The organism is Streptomyces viridochromogenes, from assembly GCF_001270495.1.
Taxonomy (GTDB): Bacteria; Actinomycetota; Actinomycetes; order Streptomycetales; family Streptomycetaceae; genus Streptomyces; species Streptomyces viridochromogenes_A.
This window is the reverse complement of record NZ_LGUR01000194.1, coordinates 63,802-82,491: the sequence shown is the minus strand read 5'-3', so window position 1 is coordinate 82,491 and position 18,690 is coordinate 63,802. Positions and strand designations below refer to the sequence as shown.

Genomic DNA, 18,690 nt, shown 5'->3' with positions numbered 1-18,690 from the left:
GCCGGAAGCGCTGAGTATAGTTGGCTGGCAGCCAGTCAACGCAGGAGTTACAGCATGTCCCCGCGCAGCGCCTCGGTCAACGAAGAGCTGCGGCGCCGTTCCCGGGAGCGGCTTCTGCAGGCGGCGGTGGAGCTGGTCGGCGAGCGGGGCTACGAGGCGACCACGCTGGGGGACATCGCGGACCGGGCGGGCTCGGCACGCGGTCTGGTGTCGTACTACTTCCCGGGCAAGCGCCGGCTCGTGCAGTCCGCCGTGCACCGGCTGATGCACCGGACGCTGGAGGAGGCGCTGGAGCGCGAGCCGAAGACCGAGGACGGCCGGGAGCGGATGGCCCGGGCCATCGACGCGGTCCTGGGTCTCGCCCAGGAGCGGCCGGTGCTGATGCGCCAGCACATGGCGGGGTTCCTCCAGGCCGAGGGCTTCGTGCAGTGCCCGGAGCAGCGGCGCCTGGCCGAACTGCTGCGGGAGGTCTGCGTAGCGCACGGCTCGCAGGACGTCGACGACGACTACCCGATGCTGCGCGCGCTGCTCATGGGTGCGGTCTACGCGGCGTTGGTGCCCGGGGTGCCGATGCCGGTGCCGGTGCTGCGGGCCGAGCTGTTCAAGCGCTACCGGCTCGACTGGGAGCTGGGAGTCCCGCCGGACTCGGAGGCCGCGCCCGGCGGGACGTGCGACACGGATTTGTCGCGGTTCTTCGCGACCGGGTCCTCACCCGGCTGCCCGGACGGTCAGTCGAAGTAGTCCGGCTGCGTCTGGACGTTGAGTTCGCGCAGATGGACCCACCGGGCCGGGGCCGTGCGCCGGTCGTCGATCTTCAGGACGTCGAAGCCTCGGGCGTACTCGTTGGAGTAGATGTAGCCGTTGTAGTAGTACGCCGACCACGAGCCGCCAGACTTGATGGTGTCCGTGGTCAGCGGGCCGCGGTCGAAGTAGGCGATCTCCTTCGGGGCGGCCGAGTCGGTGAAGTCCCAGACGGAGACGCCGCCCTGGTACCAGGCCTGGACCATGATGTCCTTGCCCCTGACCGGGATCAGCGAGCCGTTGTGGGCGACGCAGTTCTCGGTGTCCGCCTGGTGGCGGGGGATCTTGAAGTAGCTGCGGAAGACGAGCTTGCGCTTGTCGCCCTTGCCGACGATGTCGTAGATGCCGTCGGCACCGCGGTTCGGGCCGATCTCCGCGTTGCAGGTGGCCGCGCCGCCGCCGCCCAGCTCGTCGGCGAAGACGACCTTGTCCGCTCGCTGGTTGAAGGTCGCCGAGTGCCAGAACGCGAAGTTCACGTTGTCCTGGACCCGGTCGATGACCTTCGGGCGCTCCGGGTCCTTGACGGAGAACAGGATGCCGTCACCCATGCAGGCGCCGGCGGCCAGGTCCTTCTGTGGAAGGACCGTGATGTCGTGGCAGCCGGTGGTCTTGGAGACGCCCGGGTTGGTGGGCCCGCCGGGGTTGCCACCGCCGTCCGGGCCCTCGCCGGGGAAGAGCACCGGGAAGCCCACGACCGCCGCCCGCTCGGGGGCGCCTCGCGGCACCTTGATGACGGAGATGCCGTCGTGCGGGGGCCGGCAGTCGGGGTAGGCGGCGTTCGGCGAGTACGAGGAGACGTAGACGTACACGTTCCCGCGCTCGGGTACCAGGGTGTGGGTGTGCGAGCCGCAGGCGGTCTCGACGGCGGCGACGTACCGGGGGTTCCTCTTGTCGCTGATGTCGAAGACCTTCATGCCCTCCCACGAGGACTTCTCGGTCGCCGGCTGGGTGGTGCTGTTGCAACTGCTGTCGCTGCGCGAGGAGTCGGTGGACAGGAACAGCAGGTCACCGGAGACGGAGATGTCGTTCTGCGAGCCGGGGCACAGGACCTGGGCGATGGTCTTCGGCGCCGTCGGGTTGCTGATGTCGAAGATGCGGAAGCCGTCGTAGTTGCCCGCGAAGGCGTACCTGCCCTGGAAGGCGAGGTCCGAATTCGTGCCCTTGAGCACGTCCTTGGGGACGTGGGCCAGGTGCTGGATGTTGTCGGAGTGGACGATCTCGTGCTGGCCGGGAATCTCGCCGTCCGCGATGGCCTTGTGCACCTCGGCCCGGGTGCGCTCGGAGACCTCCTGCTCCGCGACGGGGCCGTCCCCCGGGTCGGGGGTCGCGGCGGCCGGTTGCGCGGTGAGCAACGCGGCGAGGAGCCCGGCCGCCGCGGCGGCAACTCCCACGCGTCTGCGCCGCGTTCGGGGATTTCTGAACAGGGTCACTGTCTTTCCTCCCTTGTGCTGTTCGCACTGGAGCGGTTCACGCACGCCCGAGTATCGTCTTCGCCATGCACATTTCAAGAGTGGGTGATGAACATGTAACGAACGCGCCATACCGCCGGGCGCGCTTCGCTACGGCCGCACTGGCCGCCCTGACCGCGCTCGTGCTGGGCGGCTGCGACTCCGGCTCCGATGCCAAGTCGGCCGCGGAGGGCGGGCCTTCGGTGATCGCGCCCGGCAAGCCCGGCGAGTCGAACCGGATGCTGTCCGCCGAGGAGGCCGCACGGCAGCGCGCCGAGGACGACTCCCCCAACTCGGCGGACGTCGCCTACGCGCGGATGATGATCGAGCACCACTCCCAGGCCCTGAGGATGACCGAACTCGCCCCGGACCGGGCCGAGTCGACGAAGGTCAGGAAACTCGCCGAGCGGATCGCGGCCGCGCAGGGCCCGGAGATCACCGCCATGAAGGGCTGGCTGAAGAACAACGGCAAGGCCGAGAAGGGCGACGGCCACGAGCACGCCTCGATGCCCGGCATGGCGACCGAGGCCCAGCTGACGAAACTGGGCAACGCGCACGGGAGGGCCTTCGACCAGCTCTTCCTCACCCTGATGATCACTCATCACAACGGGGCGATCACCATGGCCACGGACGTGAAGGGACAGGGCAACAACATCCGGATCGAGGAGATGGCCGACGAGGTGGTCGCTCAGCAGACCAGCGAGATCACACGGATGCGGGAGATGCTCTGACCGGCGCCGGACCGTTTCTCCACCCGGGCCACGCTCAGTGACGGGCCCGGCGTCGGGTCAGGAAGCCAGCGTCGCGAGCCTGGCCGATCAGCCTGAGGGACTTCCGGCGGCCGTACCCCGTGGCGGTCATCACCGCGAGGACGGGGTCGGTCCCCTGCTCCTGAGCCGCGCGGTACTTCTGCGCCACCAGCCACTGCCCCTCGACACCCCGCGGCCAGCCCGACCCGGCCAGAGACGACCCGGCGTCGGCGCCGTCGGGCCCGGTGCCGTCCGGATCGGTGTCGTCCGGCCCGGCGCCGTCCGGTGCGACCCCGATCCCGCACGCCTGCGACAGCGGATCCTCGATCCAGTCGGCGAGCGCCGCCAGGTCGTCCAGGGACAGCGCCGGCTCGGCGCGTACGTCCTCGATGGAGACGCACCCCTCGGACAGCACGGCGACCGCGTCGACATGGGCGCCGTCACCGAACTCCAGCCGGACACCGAACCACGCCGTGGCCCCGGTGCCGTCCCGCACTTCCCACGCGGGCCACACGGACACGGCGCCGTCCGTCGCAAGGCGATCGGAAAGATTAAGAAAGGATGCTTCCAGCACACACGCAACGTAACCGCATGATCACACTCCATACGAACGAACACGCGCCCCGTGCGGCGCACAGCACCCTGTCAGCGGAGCGGCAGCGGTGCGATGCTGGAGTCGAGAGCGACTCCTGAAGATCCCTGAAGGTCCCCGGACAAGGAGTTCCGCCGTGCTGCGTGTCGCCGTCGTCGGCTCCGGACCCAGCGGGTGTTACACCGCCCAGAGCCTCGTACAGCAGGACCCCGACGTGGTCGTCGACGTCCTGGACCGGCTGCCGTGCCCGTACGGCCTGGTGCGGTACGGGGTGGCGCCGGACCACGAGAAGATCAAGTCCCTGCAGAACAACCTGCGGGCCGTCCTGGAGCACGAGCGGGTGCGGTTCCTCGGCGGCGTGCAGGTCGGCCCGGGCGGGGTGCCGGCCACCCGGCTGCCGGAGCTGTACCACGCCGTCGTGTACTGCGTGGGCGCCGCCACCGACCGCCACCTCGGGATTCCCGGCGAGGAACTGCCCGGCAGCTGGTCGGCGACCGAATTCGTGTCCTGGTACAGCGCCCATCCGGACGCCGCCGACGACGGATTCGTACTCGGCGCGCGCTCGGCGGTCGTCATCGGCGTCGGGAACGTCGCTGTCGACGTCACGCGGATGCTGTCGCGGGGCACGGCCGAGCTGAGCCCCACCGACATGCCGCAGGGGGCGCTCACCGCCCTCGCCGCGAGCCGGGTGACCGACGTCAGCATGGTTGGGCGGCGCGGCCCGTCGCAAGCTCGTTTCACCACCAAGGAGCTGCGGGAGCTCGGCACCCTGCCGGACACCGAGGTGACCGTGGATCCGGCGGAGCTGGCGCTGGATCCGGCATACACCGACCCCACCGGACTGCCCGCCCCGCAGCGCCGCAACATCGAGGTGCTGCGCGGCTGGGCCGAGACCCCACCACGGAACGCCGGCCACCGCATCCGGCTGCGCTTCTTCCTGCGCCCCGTCGAACTCCTCGCCGACGCGGGGCGCGTGGGCGCGGTGCGCTTCGAACGGACGGCACCCGACGGACAGGGCGGCGTGACGGGCACGGGCCGGTACGAGGACGTCGAGGCCCAGTTGGTGCTGCGTTCCGTGGGCTATCGCGGAGTACCGCTGGAGGGACTCCCGTTCGACCCGGCGACCGCCACGGTGCCGCACCTCGCCGGACGCGTCCTTCGCGAGGGCAGCGTCGCGCCGGGCGAGTACGTGGCCGGCTGGATCAAGCGGGGCCCGACGGGGGTCATCGGCACCAACCGTTCGGATGCCAAGGAGACGGTGACCTCGCTCCTGGAGGACGCCTCCGTGCTCGTACGCGAGGAGCGGCCCGACGACCCGCTCCCGGCACTGCGCGCCGAGGGGATCGAGCCGGTCGAGTGGACGGGTTGGTGCGCCATCGAGCGGGCGGAGGCGGAGCTGGGGACTTCGCTGGGCAGGGGCGTGGTGAAGCTACCCGACTGGGAGTCGTTGCTGGGTGCCGCGCACAACAGCGCCCCCTGAGGGGGAAACGAACCGGCAACGCCCCCGAAATCAACAATCTGTTCAAGGAGCCTACGGTCTCGCCCATGACAGAAACCGCGCCCGTGCACCCCGTCGACGAGATCCCGCCCAAACGCCAACTGGCCGCCTTCGGCCTCCAACACGTCCTCGCGATGTACGCCGGCGCCGTGGCCGTCCCCCTGATCGTCGGCGGCGCAATGCGACTCCCGCCCGCCGACCTGGCGTATCTGATCACCGCCGACCTGCTGGTGTGCGGCATCGCGACCCTCATCCAGTGCATCGGGTTCTGGCGGTTCGGTGTGCGGCTGCCGATCATGCAGGGCTGTACGTTCGCCGCCGTGTCGCCGATGGTGCTGATCGGCACGACGGGCGGCGGACTGCCCGCGATCTACGGCTCGGTGATCGTCGCGGGGCTCGCGATCATGCTGCTGGCACCGGTCTTCGGGCGGCTGCTGCGGTTCTTCCCACCGCTCGTGACGGGCACGGTGATCCTCGTCATCGGCCTCTCACTGCTGCCGGTCGCGGGCAACTGGGCCGCGGGCGGCGTCGGTTCGGCGGACTTCGGGGAGCCGAAGAACCTGGCGCTGGCCGCCTTCGTCCTAGCGGTGGTGCTCGGTGTGCAGCGGTTCGCGCCGGCGTTCCTGAGCCGGATCGCCGTGCTGATCGGCATCGTGGTGGGGCTGGCGGTGGCGGTGCCGTCCGGGTTCACGGACTTCGGCGGGGTCGGGGACGCCGACTGGGTCGGGATCAGTACGCCGTTCCACTTCGGGGCGCCCACCTTCGAGTTCTCGGCGATCCTCTCGATGCTGGTAGTGGCTCTGGTGACCATGACCGAGACGACCGGCGACTTCATCGCGGTCGGCGAGATGACGGACCGCAAGGTCTCGCCGCGCTCCCTCTCGGACGGCCTGCGCGCCGACGGCCTGTCCACCGTGCTGGGCGGCGTCTTCAACACCTTCCCTTACACGGCGTACGCGCAGAACGTGGGCCTGGTCGGCATGACCCGCGTGCGCAGCCGCTGGGTGGTGGCCACCGCGGGCGGCATCCTCGTCCTGCTCGGCCTGCTGCCCAAGCTGGGCGCGGTGGTGGCGGCGATACCGGCGCCGGTGCTGGGCGGCGCGGGTCTGGTGATGTTCGGGACGGTGGCGGCGAGCGGCCTCAGGACCCTCGCCCAGGTGGACTTCAAGGGCAACAACAACCTGACGGTGGTGGCCGTTTCCGTGGCCATGGGCATGCTGCCGGTCGGTGTGCCGACGATCTACGAGAAGTTCCCGGGCTGGTTCCAGACGGTGATGAACAGCGGCATCAGCGCGGGCTGCCTGACGGCGATCGTACTGAACCTGCTCTTCAACCACCTGCCCGCGAAGGGTGGTTCAGGCGCCGTCGAGGCGGACGGCCTGGCGGGCGGCGGCGTCGAGAAGGCAGTCGAGAAGTCCCGGGAAGAGGCCCTCTAGGTCGTCCTTGCGCAGGCCGTTCATCTTGGCCGTGCCCCGGTAGACCTGCTGGAGCACACCGCTCTCGCGCAGCACCCGGAAGTGATGCGTGGTGGTGGACTTGGTCACGGGCAGGTCGAAGTGCGAACAGGAGAGCTCGTCGCCGACGGCGGCGAGCTCTCGCACGATCCGCAGCCGCATCGGGTCGGACAGCGCGTGCAGCACGCCCTCCAGACGGATCTCCTCGCGCGTCGGGTGCGGGAGGTCACGGCTGCTGACAGCGGGGCTGGTCACGGCGGCTCCACTTCGTCGGGTTCCCTCGCTCGGGGTTCCCCGGGCTCGGATTCCCTCATTGTACGAGACCTCTCGTAGTTTGACACTTCCCGTACTACGATGCCTATCGTACGAGTCGACCGCTGGTCCCCGTGACGAATGGAGTCTGCCGTGAGTGCGCTCTTCGAGACCTACACCCTGCGCGACGTGACGATCCCGAACCGGGTGTGGATGCCCCCGATGTGCCAGTACTCGGCCGCGCCGGAGGGCCCGGACGCGGGCGTCCCCGACGACTGGCACTTCGCGCACTACGCGGCCCGCGCGGCCGGCGGCACGGGCCTGATCATCGTCGAGGCCACGGGGGTCAGCCCCGAGGGCCGGATCTCCCCGTACGACCTGGGCATCTGGAACGACACCCAGGTCGAGGCGTTCCGCCGGATCACCCGCTTCCTGGTGTCGCAGGGCACCGTGCCCGCGATCCAGCTGGCCCATGCCGGCCGCAAGGCCTCGACCGACCAGCCCTGGCGGGGCGGTGCGCCGGTCGGTGCGGAGGCGCACGGCTGGCAGCCGGTGGCGCCGAGCGCGGTCGCGTTCGCCGACGGTCACCCGGTGCCGAGCGAGCTGACGGCCGCCGAGATCCAGGAGATCGTGGGGCAGTTCGCGGACGCCGCGCGCCGCGCCCTCGCCGCCGGCTTCGAGATCGCCGAGATCCACGGCGCCCACGGCTACCTGATCAACGAGTTCCTCTCGCCGTACTCCAACCACCGCACCGACGAGTACGGCGGCTCGTACGAGAACCGCACCCGCTTCGCCCTCCAGGTCGTGGACGCCGTACGGGAGGTGTGGCCGGACGACAAGCCGCTGTTCTTCCGCATCTCGGCGACCGACTGGCTGGAGGAGGACGGCTGGACCGCCGACGACACGGTCCGCTTCGCCGCCGACCTGCGGGCCCACGGCATCGACCTCCTGGACGTCTCCACCGGCGGCAACGCCGCGGGCGCCCGCATCCCCGTCGGACCGGGCTACCAGGTGCCGTTCGCCGCGCGGGTGAAGGCCGAGACCGGGCTGCCGGTCGCCGCCGTGGGGCTGATCACCGAGGCCGAACAGGCCGAGAAGATCATCGCGAACGGTGAGGCGGACGCGGTGCTGCTCGGCCGGGAGTTGCTGCGCAGGCCGTCGTGGGCACGGGACGCCGCGCGGGAGCTGGGCGGGGACGTGCATGTGCCGGACCAGTACCACCGGTCCGTTTGATCGCCTACTCGTGGGGCTGGTTCCTGTGTTCGTGCGACGGACGGTTCGAGATCATCGAGTCGGCAGACGTCGCTCAACCATCCGCTCCAGATGCGGCACAGCCCGCTGCCCCGCCACCGCCAGCGCGATCGACGCCGCGACGCCCGTCCAGGCGATCGGGCCGAGTGGGGTGCAGCCGAAGAGGTTGCTGAGGCCGGGTGTCTCGACGAGGACGAAGAGGACGGCTGCGGAGCCGAGGGCGGTGACGCGGACCAGAGGGCTGCCCCGGCGGTCCGCCAGGGTCTGGGCGAGCTGGGTGCCGACCACGGCGCACAGGGCCATCGTCGTGGAGCGGCGGGCGGTGCCCGGGGTGAAGCGGCCGAACAGCCAGGCGGACGTGGCGCCCAGCGTGGTGGTCAGGGCGCGATGCCGGATCTTGCTGATCAGCGGTGCGCCGAGGAGTGAGGTGCCCAGGGGTTCGGTGCCTTCGGGGCCGCCCCCGGACGCCGGTCCGGTGTCCGGGGGCGGCCCACCCTCCGCCCTCTCCGTTCCCTCCTGTTCCTTCGGCGTCACCGCCACCGCCATCGCCGGGAACAGGTCCGTGAACAGGTTCACCAGCAGCATCTGACGGGTGGACAGGGGCGCCGCGCCGGACAGGAGCGTGCCGAGGAGGCCGAAGCCCACCTCGCCGGCGTTGCCGCCGATCAGGATGGCGATGGCGTCGGCGACGCTGTGCCACAGGGCCCGGCCCTCGGTGACCGCCTCGATGAGGACCGTCATGTCGTCGTCGGTGAGGACGAGGTCGGCCGCGTTGCGGGCGGCCGCCGAGCCGCGGGCGTTGATGCCGACGCCGATGTCGGCGGCACGGATGGCCGCCGCGTCGTTCGCGCCGTCGCCGACCATGCCGACCACCCGCCCGGCGTCCCGCAGCGCCTCGACGACCTGGAGTTTCTGCTCCGGCGCCACCCGGGCCACCACACCCATGTCCCTCAGCATCCGGGCGCGTTCCTCCCGGCCCGCGGACGCCAGTTCGTCGCCCGTGACCACCCCGGTGTCCTCGGGCCAGCCCAGTTCCGCGGCGATCGCGCGCGCGGTCTGCGGATGGTCGCCGGTCAGCATGACGGGGCGTACGCCTGCCTTGCGCAGGCCCTCGACGAGGGCCGTGGAGGTGTCGCGGGGCACGTCGGCGAGGGCGAGCAGGCCCGTGAACTCCAGCTCCTCCAGCGGCTGTTCCAGAACGTCCGCCGCGTCGGCCGCCGCGTCCAGCCGGCGCTGGGCCACCGCCAGCACGCGCAGTCCGCCGCCGGCCAGCTCCTGCGCCGTCTCCGCTGCCGAGGAGGGCAGGTCGGCGCAGGCGGGCAGGACCGTCTCCGGGGCGCCCTTCACCACGAGTACGGCGGTGCCGTCCTCCGCCTCGCCGACGGCGGCGGCGTAGCCACGGCCGGCCTCGAAGGGCAGGCCCTCGGTCTGGGACCACTCGGGGTCGGGGCCGGCCGCGTCCAGGACGGCCTCGTCGGTGGCGTGCACGGGCCGGTCCGCGCCGCCGTTCAGCTGGGGGCAGGCGCGCGCCGCGGCCCGGAGCGTGCGGTGGTCCTCGTCCGGCTTGCGGACCGTGCCGTCGGCGTCCGACACGCGGACGAGTCGGAGCCGGTTCTCGGTGAGCGTGCCGGTCTTGTCGAAGCAGATGGTGTCCATCCGGCCGAGCGCCTCAAGGGTGCGCGGGGCCCGGACGAGAACTCCCCGGTGGCTCAGCCGGCGGGCGGCGGCCAGCTGTGCCACGGTCGCCGCCAGCGGCAGCCCTTCGGGGACGGCGGCGACGGCCACCGCCACCCCGCCGCTCACCGCCCGGCGGACCGGTGTGCCGCGCAGCAGTGACAGCGCGGTCACCCCGGCGCCGCCCGCGAGGGTCCACGGCAGTGCCTTGTCGGTGAGTTCCCGGAGCCTGGCCTGGACTCCGGCGGACGGTGGCGTACGGGCGGCGAGGGCCACGGCCCGGGAGGCCTCCGTGCGCTCCCCCGTGTCCACCACTACGGCCCGGGCTTGTCCGGCCACCACGGTCGTGCCCTCGAACACCATGCAGCTGCGGTCCGGCACGGCGGCGTCCGGTGTCGGGTCGACCCCCTTGTCCGCCGCCAGGGACTCCCCGGTCAGCGCGGACTCGTCGACCTCCAGACCGTCCTCCCACACCAGCCGGGCGTCCGCGGGCACCACGTCGTCCGCGCGGAGCTCGATCACATCGCCCGGACCGAGCTTGGTGGCGTCCACGAGGTGCGGCCGTGCCTCCGGCTCCTCGGTCGTGACGCGCGCCTTCTGCTTCTGCTTCGCCACCAGACCGGACAGCGCCCGCTCGGCCCGCATCCGCTGGACGCCGCCGACCAGCGCGTTCAGGTCGAGTGCGCCGACGACCAGCAGCGCGTCCACGACGGAGCCGAGGATCGCCTCGGCCGCCGAGCCGACGGCCAGCACCGGGGTGAGGGGGTCGTCGAGTTCTCCGCGCACGGCCCGGGCCAGTCGCAGCGGCCCGGTCAGCGGCGCGAACATCCGCTGCCGCCCCATCGCCTGGACCGCCTCGCGCGCACGGCTCCTCGCCTGCTCGGGCAGGGTCGGCTGGGGGCCCTGCTGGTGCTCCAGCCGTTCGCGGACCTCGGTGTGTTCCAGTTCGTGCCAGGCCACGCGCGGCCGGGGGCGCGGTGCGCGGGTCACCGCCACGCCGAGGGCCGCACGTACGCCGGTCAGCAGCGCCCATGCCGCGCTCGCGTCGACGGGTGTGTGTCGCAGTCCCGGCCACGGGGTGGGGCGGCCGCGCCGGGACTTGCCGATGGCCACCAAAAGCCCGGACAGGGCGGCGCCGGACCGGGCCAGGACCTGCGACCTGCGGCCGACCCCGCGCGCGGCCGGCACCGCCCGCAGCAGCCGCCACACATCGGCCAGCCCGTGCAGGGCCAGCACGTCCGCGCCCCAGACCACGGCCCCGTCCCGGTCGGTGAGGGCGACGGCCACATCTCCGGCGAGCAACCCGGCGAGGATCTCCTCGTCGTCCTCCACCGGCCGGGCGACCGTCACCACCACGCCGTCGTCCTCGGCCCGCAGCGCGTTCACGACATCGCTCAACGACCGCTCGTCGCGTACCACTTGGTCGGCGAGACTGGTGAAGTCGGCCAGGGCGGGGTCGTCCACCATCACGACCCGCAGGCCGGCCCGACGCGCCGCGTCGAGCACCGTCTCCGCCCACGGGTCCGCGTCGGCTCCCGGCGTCCGCAGCGCGCTCGGGTGCAGGACGACCGTGTCGGCCATCTCCAGCTGGCGCAGCCGCTCGGTGTCGCGCACCAGGACTCCCGTGCGGGACAGCGTGGAACTCAGTACGGCGTGGAAGGCGGCGGGACCGTAGCGGGCGGCCTTGGGGGATCCGGCGAGCACCGCCTCCGCCGCCTCGGTGCCGTCGTGCTTGACCAGCAGCGTGGCCAGCGCGCCCACGAGGCTGCCGGTCTCGGCGTGCGCGGCGTACGCCTGGGCCGGGGAGGTGCGCAGCGGCGGACGCGGGCACCGTCCTCCGGCCACGCTGCCTCGCTCCGGCGCGCAGACGTCGTCGTGGACCATGTCGAACGCCGCCGCGCGGGCGACCGTCTCCGCGAGCTGGAGGGAGCGCAGCGCGCCGTCGAGCACCAGGGCGGTCGGGGTGCGTCCGGCACCGTGGGCGGCCGCGTTCGCCAGGGCCAGCAGCATGTCCATGCGGGAGCGGCCGACCCGGGCCCGCAGCCACCCGCGGAAACGGGGGTTCTCCCGCAGCAGCGTCACCAGCGCGGTCACCGACCGGGGTGAGGCCGGCAGCCGCAGACCGTATCCGATGAAGGCGCCCGCGATGCCGATCCCGTCGGCGGCGAGCGTCACGGCGGCGTCCCGTACTCCGGCCCGGTTGGCCGGGTGGGGGATCTCCTCGACCTCCTCGTCCGTCCGGGCCAGCCCGTGTCGGGCCGCGATCTCGCTCGCCCTCTCCAGCACCCGGTCGCCGGCGGACTCCTCGACGGCGGTCACCACCAGGCGGCTCAGTCCGCCGTCCCAGTACGCGAGGGCCACGTCGGGGTGCTCGGCCAGCGCCGCGGCGACCTTGCGCGCGGCCCGCTCGGTTCCGCCCTCCCGCCGTACCCGCTCCGGTGCCTCGGGCCGCAGCGCGAGGTGGGCCCGGGCGCCGGACCGCCAGGGGTGCGGCCGCAGGGGCAGCGTGTTGCGGGCGACGCGCACGACACGTGCCGCGGTGTCGGCGCTCCGTATCCCCGCCCGGGCCGTCCCGGCCACCGCCCCCGCGGCGGCTCCCACCGCGGGGGCGGCTGATCGGGCGAGTAGCCGGGGCCCGGCCGCGACCAATCCGGCCGCGGCGGCTGTCGGCCGTGTGAGCAGTCCCAGAACCATCGCTCGCCCTCGCTCCACCTCGTTCGACGTCGCCTTCGGTGGGGCCCGGGTTCCCGCAAAACGGCATGTCATCCGTGTACGGGCGCCCGGTCACGGCGTACGGCGCCCGGTCACGCCGCGCGGTCCGGGAAGGTCAACCGACCGTGCAGGCCGTTCCGCCGAGCGTGAAGGCGCCCGGCGCCGCGCTGTTGCCGGTGTGGTTCGCCTGGTAGCCGATGCTGACGCTCGCCCCTGGTGCGAGCGCCGCGTTGTACGCGACGTTCGTCGCCGTGACCGCGCCGGAGGCCGGTGTGTAGGTGGCTCCCCAGCCGTTGGTGATCGTCTGGCCGGCGGGCAGGGTGAAGCCGAGCCGCCAGCCGTTGATCGCCGTCGTGCTCGTGTTGGTGATCGTGACGGAGGCGGTCAGGCCCGTGCTCCAGGCGTTGGTGGTGGCGGTCACCTTGCAGGCGCCGGGCTGGGGCTGGGGTGCGGGGCCGCCGCTGTCGAGGCCGAAGAAGGTGAGCACCCGGGCGGCCATGCCGGAGCTGTACAGGTTGTGGCCGACGCCCTGGAGGCTGATCGCCTCGACGGGTGCCCGGTCACCGGTGCCGCCGTAGCGGGTGCGGGTCCAGCCGGACTGGGGCGTGTCCGTGGCGGCGGGGGTCTGGCCGATGCCCTGGACGTTCGTCCACTGCTTGATCATCTCCCCGAAGTTGGGGTAGCGCAGGACGTCGTCCTCGGTGCCGTGCCACAGCTGCATGCGGGGGCGCGGGCCGGAGTAGCCCGGGTAGGCGCCCCGGACCAGGTTGCCCCACTCCTGCGGGGTGTGGGTCACGGTGCCGCCCGCGCAGGCGCTGTTCCACTCGGAGCCGTCGGTGGTGGCGAAGCAGCCGAAGGGGACGCCGGAGAAGGCGGCACCCGCGGCGAACACGTCGGGGTAGTCGCCGAGCAGGACGTTCGTCATCATCGCGCCGGAGGAGATGCCGGTGGCGAACACCCGCCCGGTGTCGGCGTCGTAGGTGCGGGTGACCCAGTCGACCATGGACTTGATGCCGACCGGGTCGCTGCCGCCGCCGCGCTTGAGCGCCTGCGGGGAGGCAACGTCGAAGCACTTGCTGCTGCGGGTGACGGACGGGTAGAGCACGATGAAGCCGTACCGGTCGGCGAGCGTGTCGTACTCGGTGCCGTTGTACATGTCCGGGCCGGAGCCGGTGCACCAGTGCACGGCCACCAGGACGGCCGGGTGGGCGGTGACGCTGTCCGGCACGTACACGTACATGCGCAGGTTGCTGGGGTTGGTGCCGAAGTCGGTGACCTCGGCGAGGGCGGCGGTGGGGACGACGTCGGCGGCCTCGGTGCGGGCGGAGGCGGCGGGGGCGGTGACGAGCAGGGCCGCGAGCAGTGGCAGGAGCGCTCCGAGGAGAGCTACGAGTAACGCGTGGAGGGGTCTTCTCGGGGTGGTGCCGGTGGGGGTGGGCACGTCCTTGTCCCTTCTGGCGCTGTCGATGGGGGTCAGCAGGAACTGTTCGTCCGGGTCGCACATCCGTGGAACCGGCATTGACTCGCCTCTCGCGGGAAAGCGCCCCGAGGGCATCGTGGCATGGACACGCTCATCATGGAAGCGCTCCCACGCCACCATGAAGAGAGCCCTTACTCCCACCAGGACTGACGGATTCTTCTGCGCAAAGCGTTGACCAGAAAGCGCTTGCCCCCTACGTTCCGTTCAGCAGGGTGACCGAGCCGCACGACGAAACCCCCCACATGGCCACCCCGTCCGCTCGCGGTGTTCAGCATGAAGCACATCGTTCATGTACGTGTTCGCACGTCCTTCTGAAGGGACACACCCGCATGCGCACTCTCCCCCCACGTGCACGGCCGCAGAGAACCGCCCTGGTGACGGCCGCCGCAGCCGCCCTCGCCACCGCGGCCGTCATGGTCCTGCCGCAGCCCGCCGGGGCGGCCGAGACCTCGCCGATCGGATTCGGCGCCGGGACGACCGGCGGCGGCAGCGCCTCGGCCGTCACCGTGTCGACCCTGGACGCCTTCAGGACGGCGGTGACCGGCAACTCGGCCAAGGTCGTCCGGGTCAACGGCCTGATCCCGCTGAGCGGTCAGGTCGACGTCGGCTCCAACACCACGGTGCTGGGCGTGGGTTCGTCGTCCGGGTTCACCGGGGGCGGGCTGCGACTGAAGAACGTCACCAACGTCGTCGTCCGCAACCTGAACATCAGCAAGCCCGTGGCGCCGGCCGACGGCATCACGGTCCAGGCGTCGACGAAGGTGTGGATCGACCACAACTCCTTCTCGGCCGACCGGAATCACGACAAGGACTACTACGACGGCCTGCTGGACATCAACCACGGCTCGGACAACGTCACGGTGTCCTGGAACACCTTCAAGGACCACTTCAAGGGCTCGCTCGTGGGTCACAGCGACAACAACGCGAGCGAGGACACCGGGCATCTGAAGGTGACGTACCACCACAACCAGTTCAGCAACGTCTACTCGCGCATCCCCAGCCTGCGCTTCGGCACCGGGCACTTCTACAACAACTACGTGGCCGGCGCGGACACCGCCTGCCACTCGCGCATGGGCGCCCAGATGCTCGTGGAGAACAACGTCTTCCGCGACACGAAGATCGCCGTCACCACGAACCGCAGCAGCGACGTGGACGGCCACGCCAATCTGCGCGGCAACGATCTCGGCGGGGCCGCGACCGAGATCTCCCAGGTCGGCACCTTCACCTCGCCGCCCTACAGCTACACCGCGGAGTCCGCGTCCACCGTCGTCGCCTCGGTGACGTCCGGCGCGGGCGCCGGAAAGATCTGATCACCCCCCAACCGGAAGAAGGCATACGGGACATGACTTCAACCGCAAAGCCCCGCGCCCGCCGGCGCGCGCTGACCGGCGGCCTGGCCGCACTCGGAATCTCGTCTGTCATGATCACGACACTCGCCGCACCGCCGGCGAGCGCCGCCACCTGGCCGACGCCCAACGGCAGCCAGGGGACCTCCTCCACCATCTCCGTGTCCGGCACCAAGGACTACGGCATGAAGAAGTTCTACGGCACCGGGGACCTGGCCGGTGACGGCCAGGAGGAGGGCCAGGACCCGATCTTCAAGCTCGCGGCCGGCGCGACGCTGAAGAACGTCATCATCGGTGCGCCCGGCGCCGACGGCATCCACTGCGAGGGCAACTGCACGCTGCAGAACGTGTGGTGGGAGGACGTCGGCGAGGACGCGGCGACCTTCCGGGGCGGCTCCACCTACAACGTGATCGGCGGCGGCGCGAAGAAGGCAGCCGACAAGGTCTTCCAGCACAACGGGCCCGGCACGGTGAACATCTCCAACTTCGCCGTCAGCGAGTTCAAGACGCTGTACCGCTCGTGCGGCGACTGCTCCACGCAGTACACGCGCAAGGTCAACCTCAGCAACATCGAGGTGACCGGCACGGGGTCGACCGCGCGCCTCGTCGGCATCAACGTCAACCGGGGCGACGTGGCGACCCTGCGCGGCATCACGATCCTCAACGACTCCAGCCGCAAGGTCGTCCCCTGCCAGAAGTACAACAACACCACCGCGGTGGGTACAGGGCCGGACAGCACGAACTGCCTGTACTCCACATCGGACATCACCTACAGGTAGGTCCCGCGCACATGTAGTCCCCCCACGGTGAAAGCGGCCGTACGGAGCGTCCCCGCACGGCGCTCCGTACGGCCGCCGTGTCGTTCGGCAGCATTCGTCGTTCTTGCGCACCCGCGTCACTCCTGAAGGCCACGCGCGCGTACGTCCTCCGCCAACTCCCGTCGGTAGTCCGCGTACGCGGCGCGCAGCCGCTCGCCCGGCCAGTCGGCCGGGAGGAACGGGGGCGGCAGCACCGGGTCGGCGAGCAGGTGCCGTACGACGGCGGCGAAACCGGTGAAACGATCCGACGGGCGCCGGGCGCCCTCGACATGGGTCAGCAGGGCGCGGCCTGTGGCGGCCCACGCGTCCAGCGGCCACAGGTCCGCGGCCAGCTCCCGGGCCGCGCGCTCGGGGCGGGCCGTGTAGCACTGTGCCACCTCACCGAGGTCGTCCGGCAGGGTGCGGCGGAGGTTGGCCGGGCGCAGCCAGACGCCCTCGCGGAGTTCGGCGAGCCGGAGCCGGGTCAGCTCGGTGCGCAGTTCGGCGCGTTCGGCGGCGCCCCGGCCCGTGGCCGTGACGACGACCATCTCCCAGTCCCCGCCCCAGGGCCGGGTGGCGGGGTGGACGGCGTCGTCCTGGCGCCGCTGGCGTTCCAGGAGCCGCTCGCTGAGCCCGTGCACGGTGTCCGCGCGCCGCAGATCGCCGGCCGCCACCATCCGGCTGAGCGCGGCCCGCAGCGTGGACGGCGCGATCCCGAACGGCTCCACGGCGCCCACCAGGTCCTTCACCGGAAGCTCGGGGGGATGCAGCCCCAGCAGCAGACTCAGGACGACCGACCGGGCGGACAGCGGGCGCAGTTCCACCTCGTCGGCCGTCAGTGACGCGTTGTTCCGCATGGCCAGGTACCTTACGTGCCGACCCGACGTATTACAGGATTGCTGCGACCGCAGCGATGATGCAACACTGGCGACATGGTCTCGACATCGGCACAGGAGCTGTCCGGGCAGTACGCCACCCACGACGTCACCAACCAGCCCCCTCCCCTGGCCCCGTACGACGCGTCCGAGGACACGGCGCTGCTCGAAGGGCTGCGGCGCGAGGGAGCCGGGTGGGCGGAGGAGGACATCCGGCGGCTCGGATCGCGGGCGGGGAGCGTCGAGGCGCAGGAGTGGGGCGAGCTGGCCAACCGGCACGAGCCCGAGCTGCGTACGCACGACCGGTACGGCCATCGCGTCGACGAGGTCGAGTTCCATCCGAGCTGGCACCACCTGATGCGGGTCGCGGTCGCCGAGGGGCTGGCGGGGGCGCCCTGGGCGGACGAGCGGCCCGGCGCGCATGTGGCCCGGACCGCGGGCGGGCTGGTGTGGGGGCACACCGAGGCGGGCCACGGCTGCCCGACGTCGATGACGTACGCCGCCGTCCCCGTGCTGCGTCGGCAACCCGAGCTCGCGAAGGTCTACGAACCCCTGCTGACCAGCCGGGAGTACGACCCGGAGCTGCGCGTGCCGACCGAGAAGCCGGGTCTGCTGGCGGGCATGGGGATGACCGAGAAGCAGGGCGGCTCCGACGTCCGTACGAACACCACCGTGGCGACCCCGACCGCCGAGCCCGGCGTGTACACGCTGCGGGGCCACAAGTGGTTCACCTCTGCGCCGATGTGCGACGTCTTCCTGGTGCTGGCGCAGGCTCCCGGCGGTCTGTCCTGCTTCCTCGTGCCGCGTGTCCTGCCCGACGGCAGCCGCAACACCTTCCGCATCCAGCGACTGAAGGACAAGCTGGGCAACCGTTCCAACGCCTCCTCCGAGCCCGAGTTCGACGGGACCGTCGCCTGGCTGGTGGGGCCCGAGGGGCGGGGCGTCAAGACGATCATCGAGATGGTCAACTGCACCCGGCTGGACTGCGTGATGTCGTCGGCGACGCTGATGCGCAAGACGCTCGTCGAGGCAGGGCACCATGTCCGCCACCGCAGCGCGTTCGGCGCCCGGCTGATCGACCAGCCCCTGATGCGCAACGTCCTGGCCGACCTGGCGCTGGAGTCCGAGGCCGCCACGACGCTGACGCTACGGCTGGCCGGCGCGGCCGACCGGGCGGTGCGCGGAGCCGACGCGGACGGGGCGGAGACGGCGTTCCGCCGTATCGCCACCGCCGTCGGCAAGTACTGGGTCACCAAACGCGGTCCGGCCTTCACGGCGGAGGCCCTGGAGTGCTTCGGCGGCAACGGCTACGTCGAGGAGTCGGGCATGCCCCGCCACTACCGGGAGGCTCCGCTGCTCTCGATCTGGGAGGGCTCGGGGAACGTCAACGCCCTCGACGTCCTCCGGGCGCTGAGCAGGGAGCCGGGCACCGCGGAGGCGCTCTTCGCGGAACTCGCCCTCGCGCAGGGAGCGGACGCCCGGCTGGACGCGGCCGTCACCCGTCTGAAGAGCCGGCTCGCGACGGGTTCCGAGGCCGGCGCCCGCCGCCTGGTCGAGCTGATGGCCCTGACCCTCCAGGCCTCTCTGCTGGTCCGGCACTCCCCCGCGGCGATCGCCGACGCCTTCTGCGCGACCCGACTGGGCGGTGACTGGGGGCACGCGTTCGGGACACTGCCGGACGCCGCCGACGTGGACGGGATTCTGGGACGGGCGCTGCCGGGTGAGGGGTGAGGCCGGCTCGGGGCGCCCTGCCCGCCCCCC

General features: G+C 71.8%; 14 protein-coding genes. 8 read left to right on the top strand and 6 right to left on the bottom strand.

The features are described 5' to 3' along the window. Positions 1–54 precede the first annotated feature (54 nt). On the top strand, positions 55–741 hold the full coding sequence (locus ADK36_RS19350; protein ID WP_053198420.1) for a TetR/AcrR family transcriptional regulator: 687 nt from the start codon (positions 55–57) through the stop codon (positions 739–741). Here the strand turns inward: ADK36_RS19350 and ADK36_RS19345 are convergent. Beyond that, complete coding sequence (locus tag ADK36_RS19345; protein WP_048580803.1) at positions 729–2,231, bottom strand: LVIVD repeat-containing protein; 1,503 nt, start codon at positions 2,229–2,231, stop codon at positions 729–731. The two genes, ADK36_RS19350 and ADK36_RS19345, sit on opposite strands and share 13 nt — an antisense overlap. A gap of 65 nt (positions 2,232–2,296) precedes the next feature. Between ADK36_RS19345 and ADK36_RS19340 the strand changes: the two genes are divergently transcribed. Next, positions 2,297–2,980, top strand: a complete 684-nt coding sequence (locus tag ADK36_RS19340; RefSeq protein ID WP_053198418.1) for a DUF305 domain-containing protein — start codon at positions 2,297–2,299, stop codon at positions 2,978–2,980. Between the two features lie 34 nt (positions 2,981–3,014). On the opposite strand, the gene ADK36_RS19335 is transcribed toward ADK36_RS19340, so the two are convergent. Continuing rightward, complete coding sequence (locus ADK36_RS19335) at positions 3,015–3,518, bottom strand: DUF6214 family protein (RefSeq protein WP_048580801.1); 504 nt, start codon at positions 3,516–3,518, stop codon at positions 3,015–3,017. A 208-nt stretch (positions 3,519–3,726) separates the two neighbouring features. Here ADK36_RS19335 and ADK36_RS19330 point away from each other — a divergent pair, with 208 nt between their 5' ends. Then, entirely contained in the window at positions 3,727–5,070 is a 1,344-nt protein-coding gene (locus ADK36_RS19330; RefSeq protein ID WP_048580800.1) for an FAD-dependent oxidoreductase, read from the top strand. A gap of 65 nt (positions 5,071–5,135) precedes the next feature. After that, the gene (locus tag ADK36_RS19325; protein WP_053198415.1) at positions 5,136–6,524 is read left to right on the top strand and encodes a nucleobase:cation symporter-2 family protein; all 1,389 of its coding nucleotides are present in this window, start codon (positions 5,136–5,138) and stop codon (positions 6,522–6,524) included. Here ADK36_RS19325 and ADK36_RS19320 read toward each other — a convergent pair. After that, positions 6,444–6,797 carry an ArsR/SmtB family transcription factor gene (locus tag ADK36_RS19320; RefSeq protein WP_053198413.1) on the bottom strand — a complete coding sequence of 118 codons (354 nt, stop codon included), beginning with the start codon at positions 6,795–6,797 and terminating at the stop codon, positions 6,444–6,446. The genes ADK36_RS19325 and ADK36_RS19320 overlap by 81 nt on opposite strands. A gap of 150 nt (positions 6,798–6,947) precedes the next feature. Between ADK36_RS19320 and ADK36_RS19315 the strand changes: the two genes are divergently transcribed. After that, positions 6,948–8,027: an NADH:flavin oxidoreductase/NADH oxidase gene (locus tag ADK36_RS19315; protein ID WP_048580797.1), complete on the top strand. Its 1,080-nt coding sequence runs from the start codon at positions 6,948–6,950 to the stop codon at positions 8,025–8,027. A 51-nt stretch (positions 8,028–8,078) separates the two neighbouring features. Here ADK36_RS19315 and ADK36_RS19310 read toward each other — a convergent pair whose 3' ends face one another. Both ADK36_RS19310 and ADK36_RS19305 read right to left on the bottom strand, forming a co-directional pair. After that, entirely contained in the window at positions 8,079–12,413 is a 4,335-nt protein-coding gene (locus tag ADK36_RS19310; protein WP_053198411.1) for a cation-translocating P-type ATPase, read from the bottom strand. A 133-nt stretch (positions 12,414–12,546) separates the two neighbouring features. Next, on the bottom strand, positions 12,547–13,872 hold the full coding sequence (locus ADK36_RS19305; protein ID WP_053198437.1) for an extracellular catalytic domain type 1 short-chain-length polyhydroxyalkanoate depolymerase: 1,326 nt from the start codon (positions 13,870–13,872) through the stop codon (positions 12,547–12,549). A 368-nt stretch (positions 13,873–14,240) separates the two neighbouring features. Here ADK36_RS19305 and ADK36_RS19300 point away from each other — a divergent pair, with 368 nt between their 5' ends. Together ADK36_RS19300 and ADK36_RS19295 are read left to right on the top strand one after the other, a co-directional pair. Beyond that, the gene (locus ADK36_RS19300) at positions 14,241–15,221 is read left to right on the top strand and encodes a pectate lyase family protein (RefSeq protein ID WP_048580795.1); all 981 of its coding nucleotides are present in this window, start codon (positions 14,241–14,243) and stop codon (positions 15,219–15,221) included. A 32-nt stretch (positions 15,222–15,253) separates the two neighbouring features. Then, the gene (locus ADK36_RS19295) at positions 15,254–16,036 is read left to right on the top strand and encodes a pectate lyase (RefSeq protein ID WP_048580794.1); all 783 of its coding nucleotides are present in this window, start codon (positions 15,254–15,256) and stop codon (positions 16,034–16,036) included. A gap of 116 nt (positions 16,037–16,152) precedes the next feature. Here the strand turns inward: ADK36_RS19295 and ADK36_RS19290 are convergent, their stop codons facing one another. Then, positions 16,153–16,911, bottom strand: coding sequence for a PaaX family transcriptional regulator C-terminal domain-containing protein (locus tag ADK36_RS19290; RefSeq protein WP_048580793.1), 759 nt, complete (start codon positions 16,909–16,911; stop codon positions 16,153–16,155). A 75-nt stretch (positions 16,912–16,986) separates the two neighbouring features. Here ADK36_RS19290 and ADK36_RS19285 point away from each other — a divergent pair, with 75 nt between their 5' ends. Next, on the top strand, positions 16,987–18,660 hold the full coding sequence (locus ADK36_RS19285) for a DNA alkylation response protein (RefSeq protein ID WP_053198410.1): 1,674 nt from the start codon (positions 16,987–16,989) through the stop codon (positions 18,658–18,660). The last annotated feature ends 30 nt before the right edge of the window (positions 18,661–18,690 follow it).

Coding starts and splice junctions, on each gene's coding strand:
- ADK36_RS19350 (WP_053198420.1), top strand. CDS start 55: ATGTCCCCGCGCAGCGCCTCGGTCAACGAAGAGCTGCGGCGCCGTTCC.
- ADK36_RS19340 (WP_053198418.1), top strand. CDS start 2,297: ATGCACATTTCAAGAGTGGGTGATGAACATGTAACGAACGCGCCATAC.
- ADK36_RS19325 (WP_053198415.1), top strand. CDS start 5,136: ATGACAGAAACCGCGCCCGTGCACCCCGTCGACGAGATCCCGCCCAAA.
- ADK36_RS19310 (WP_053198411.1), bottom strand. CDS start 12,413: ATGGTTCTGGGACTGCTCACACGGCCGACAGCCGCCGCGGCCGGATTG.
- ADK36_RS19300 (WP_048580795.1), top strand. CDS start 14,241: ATGCGCACTCTCCCCCCACGTGCACGGCCGCAGAGAACCGCCCTGGTG.
- ADK36_RS19295 (WP_048580794.1), top strand. CDS start 15,254: ATGACTTCAACCGCAAAGCCCCGCGCCCGCCGGCGCGCGCTGACCGGC.
- ADK36_RS19290 (WP_048580793.1), bottom strand. CDS start 16,911: ATGCGGAACAACGCGTCACTGACGGCCGACGAGGTGGAACTGCGCCCG.
- ADK36_RS19285 (WP_053198410.1), top strand. CDS start 16,987: ATGGTCTCGACATCGGCACAGGAGCTGTCCGGGCAGTACGCCACCCAC.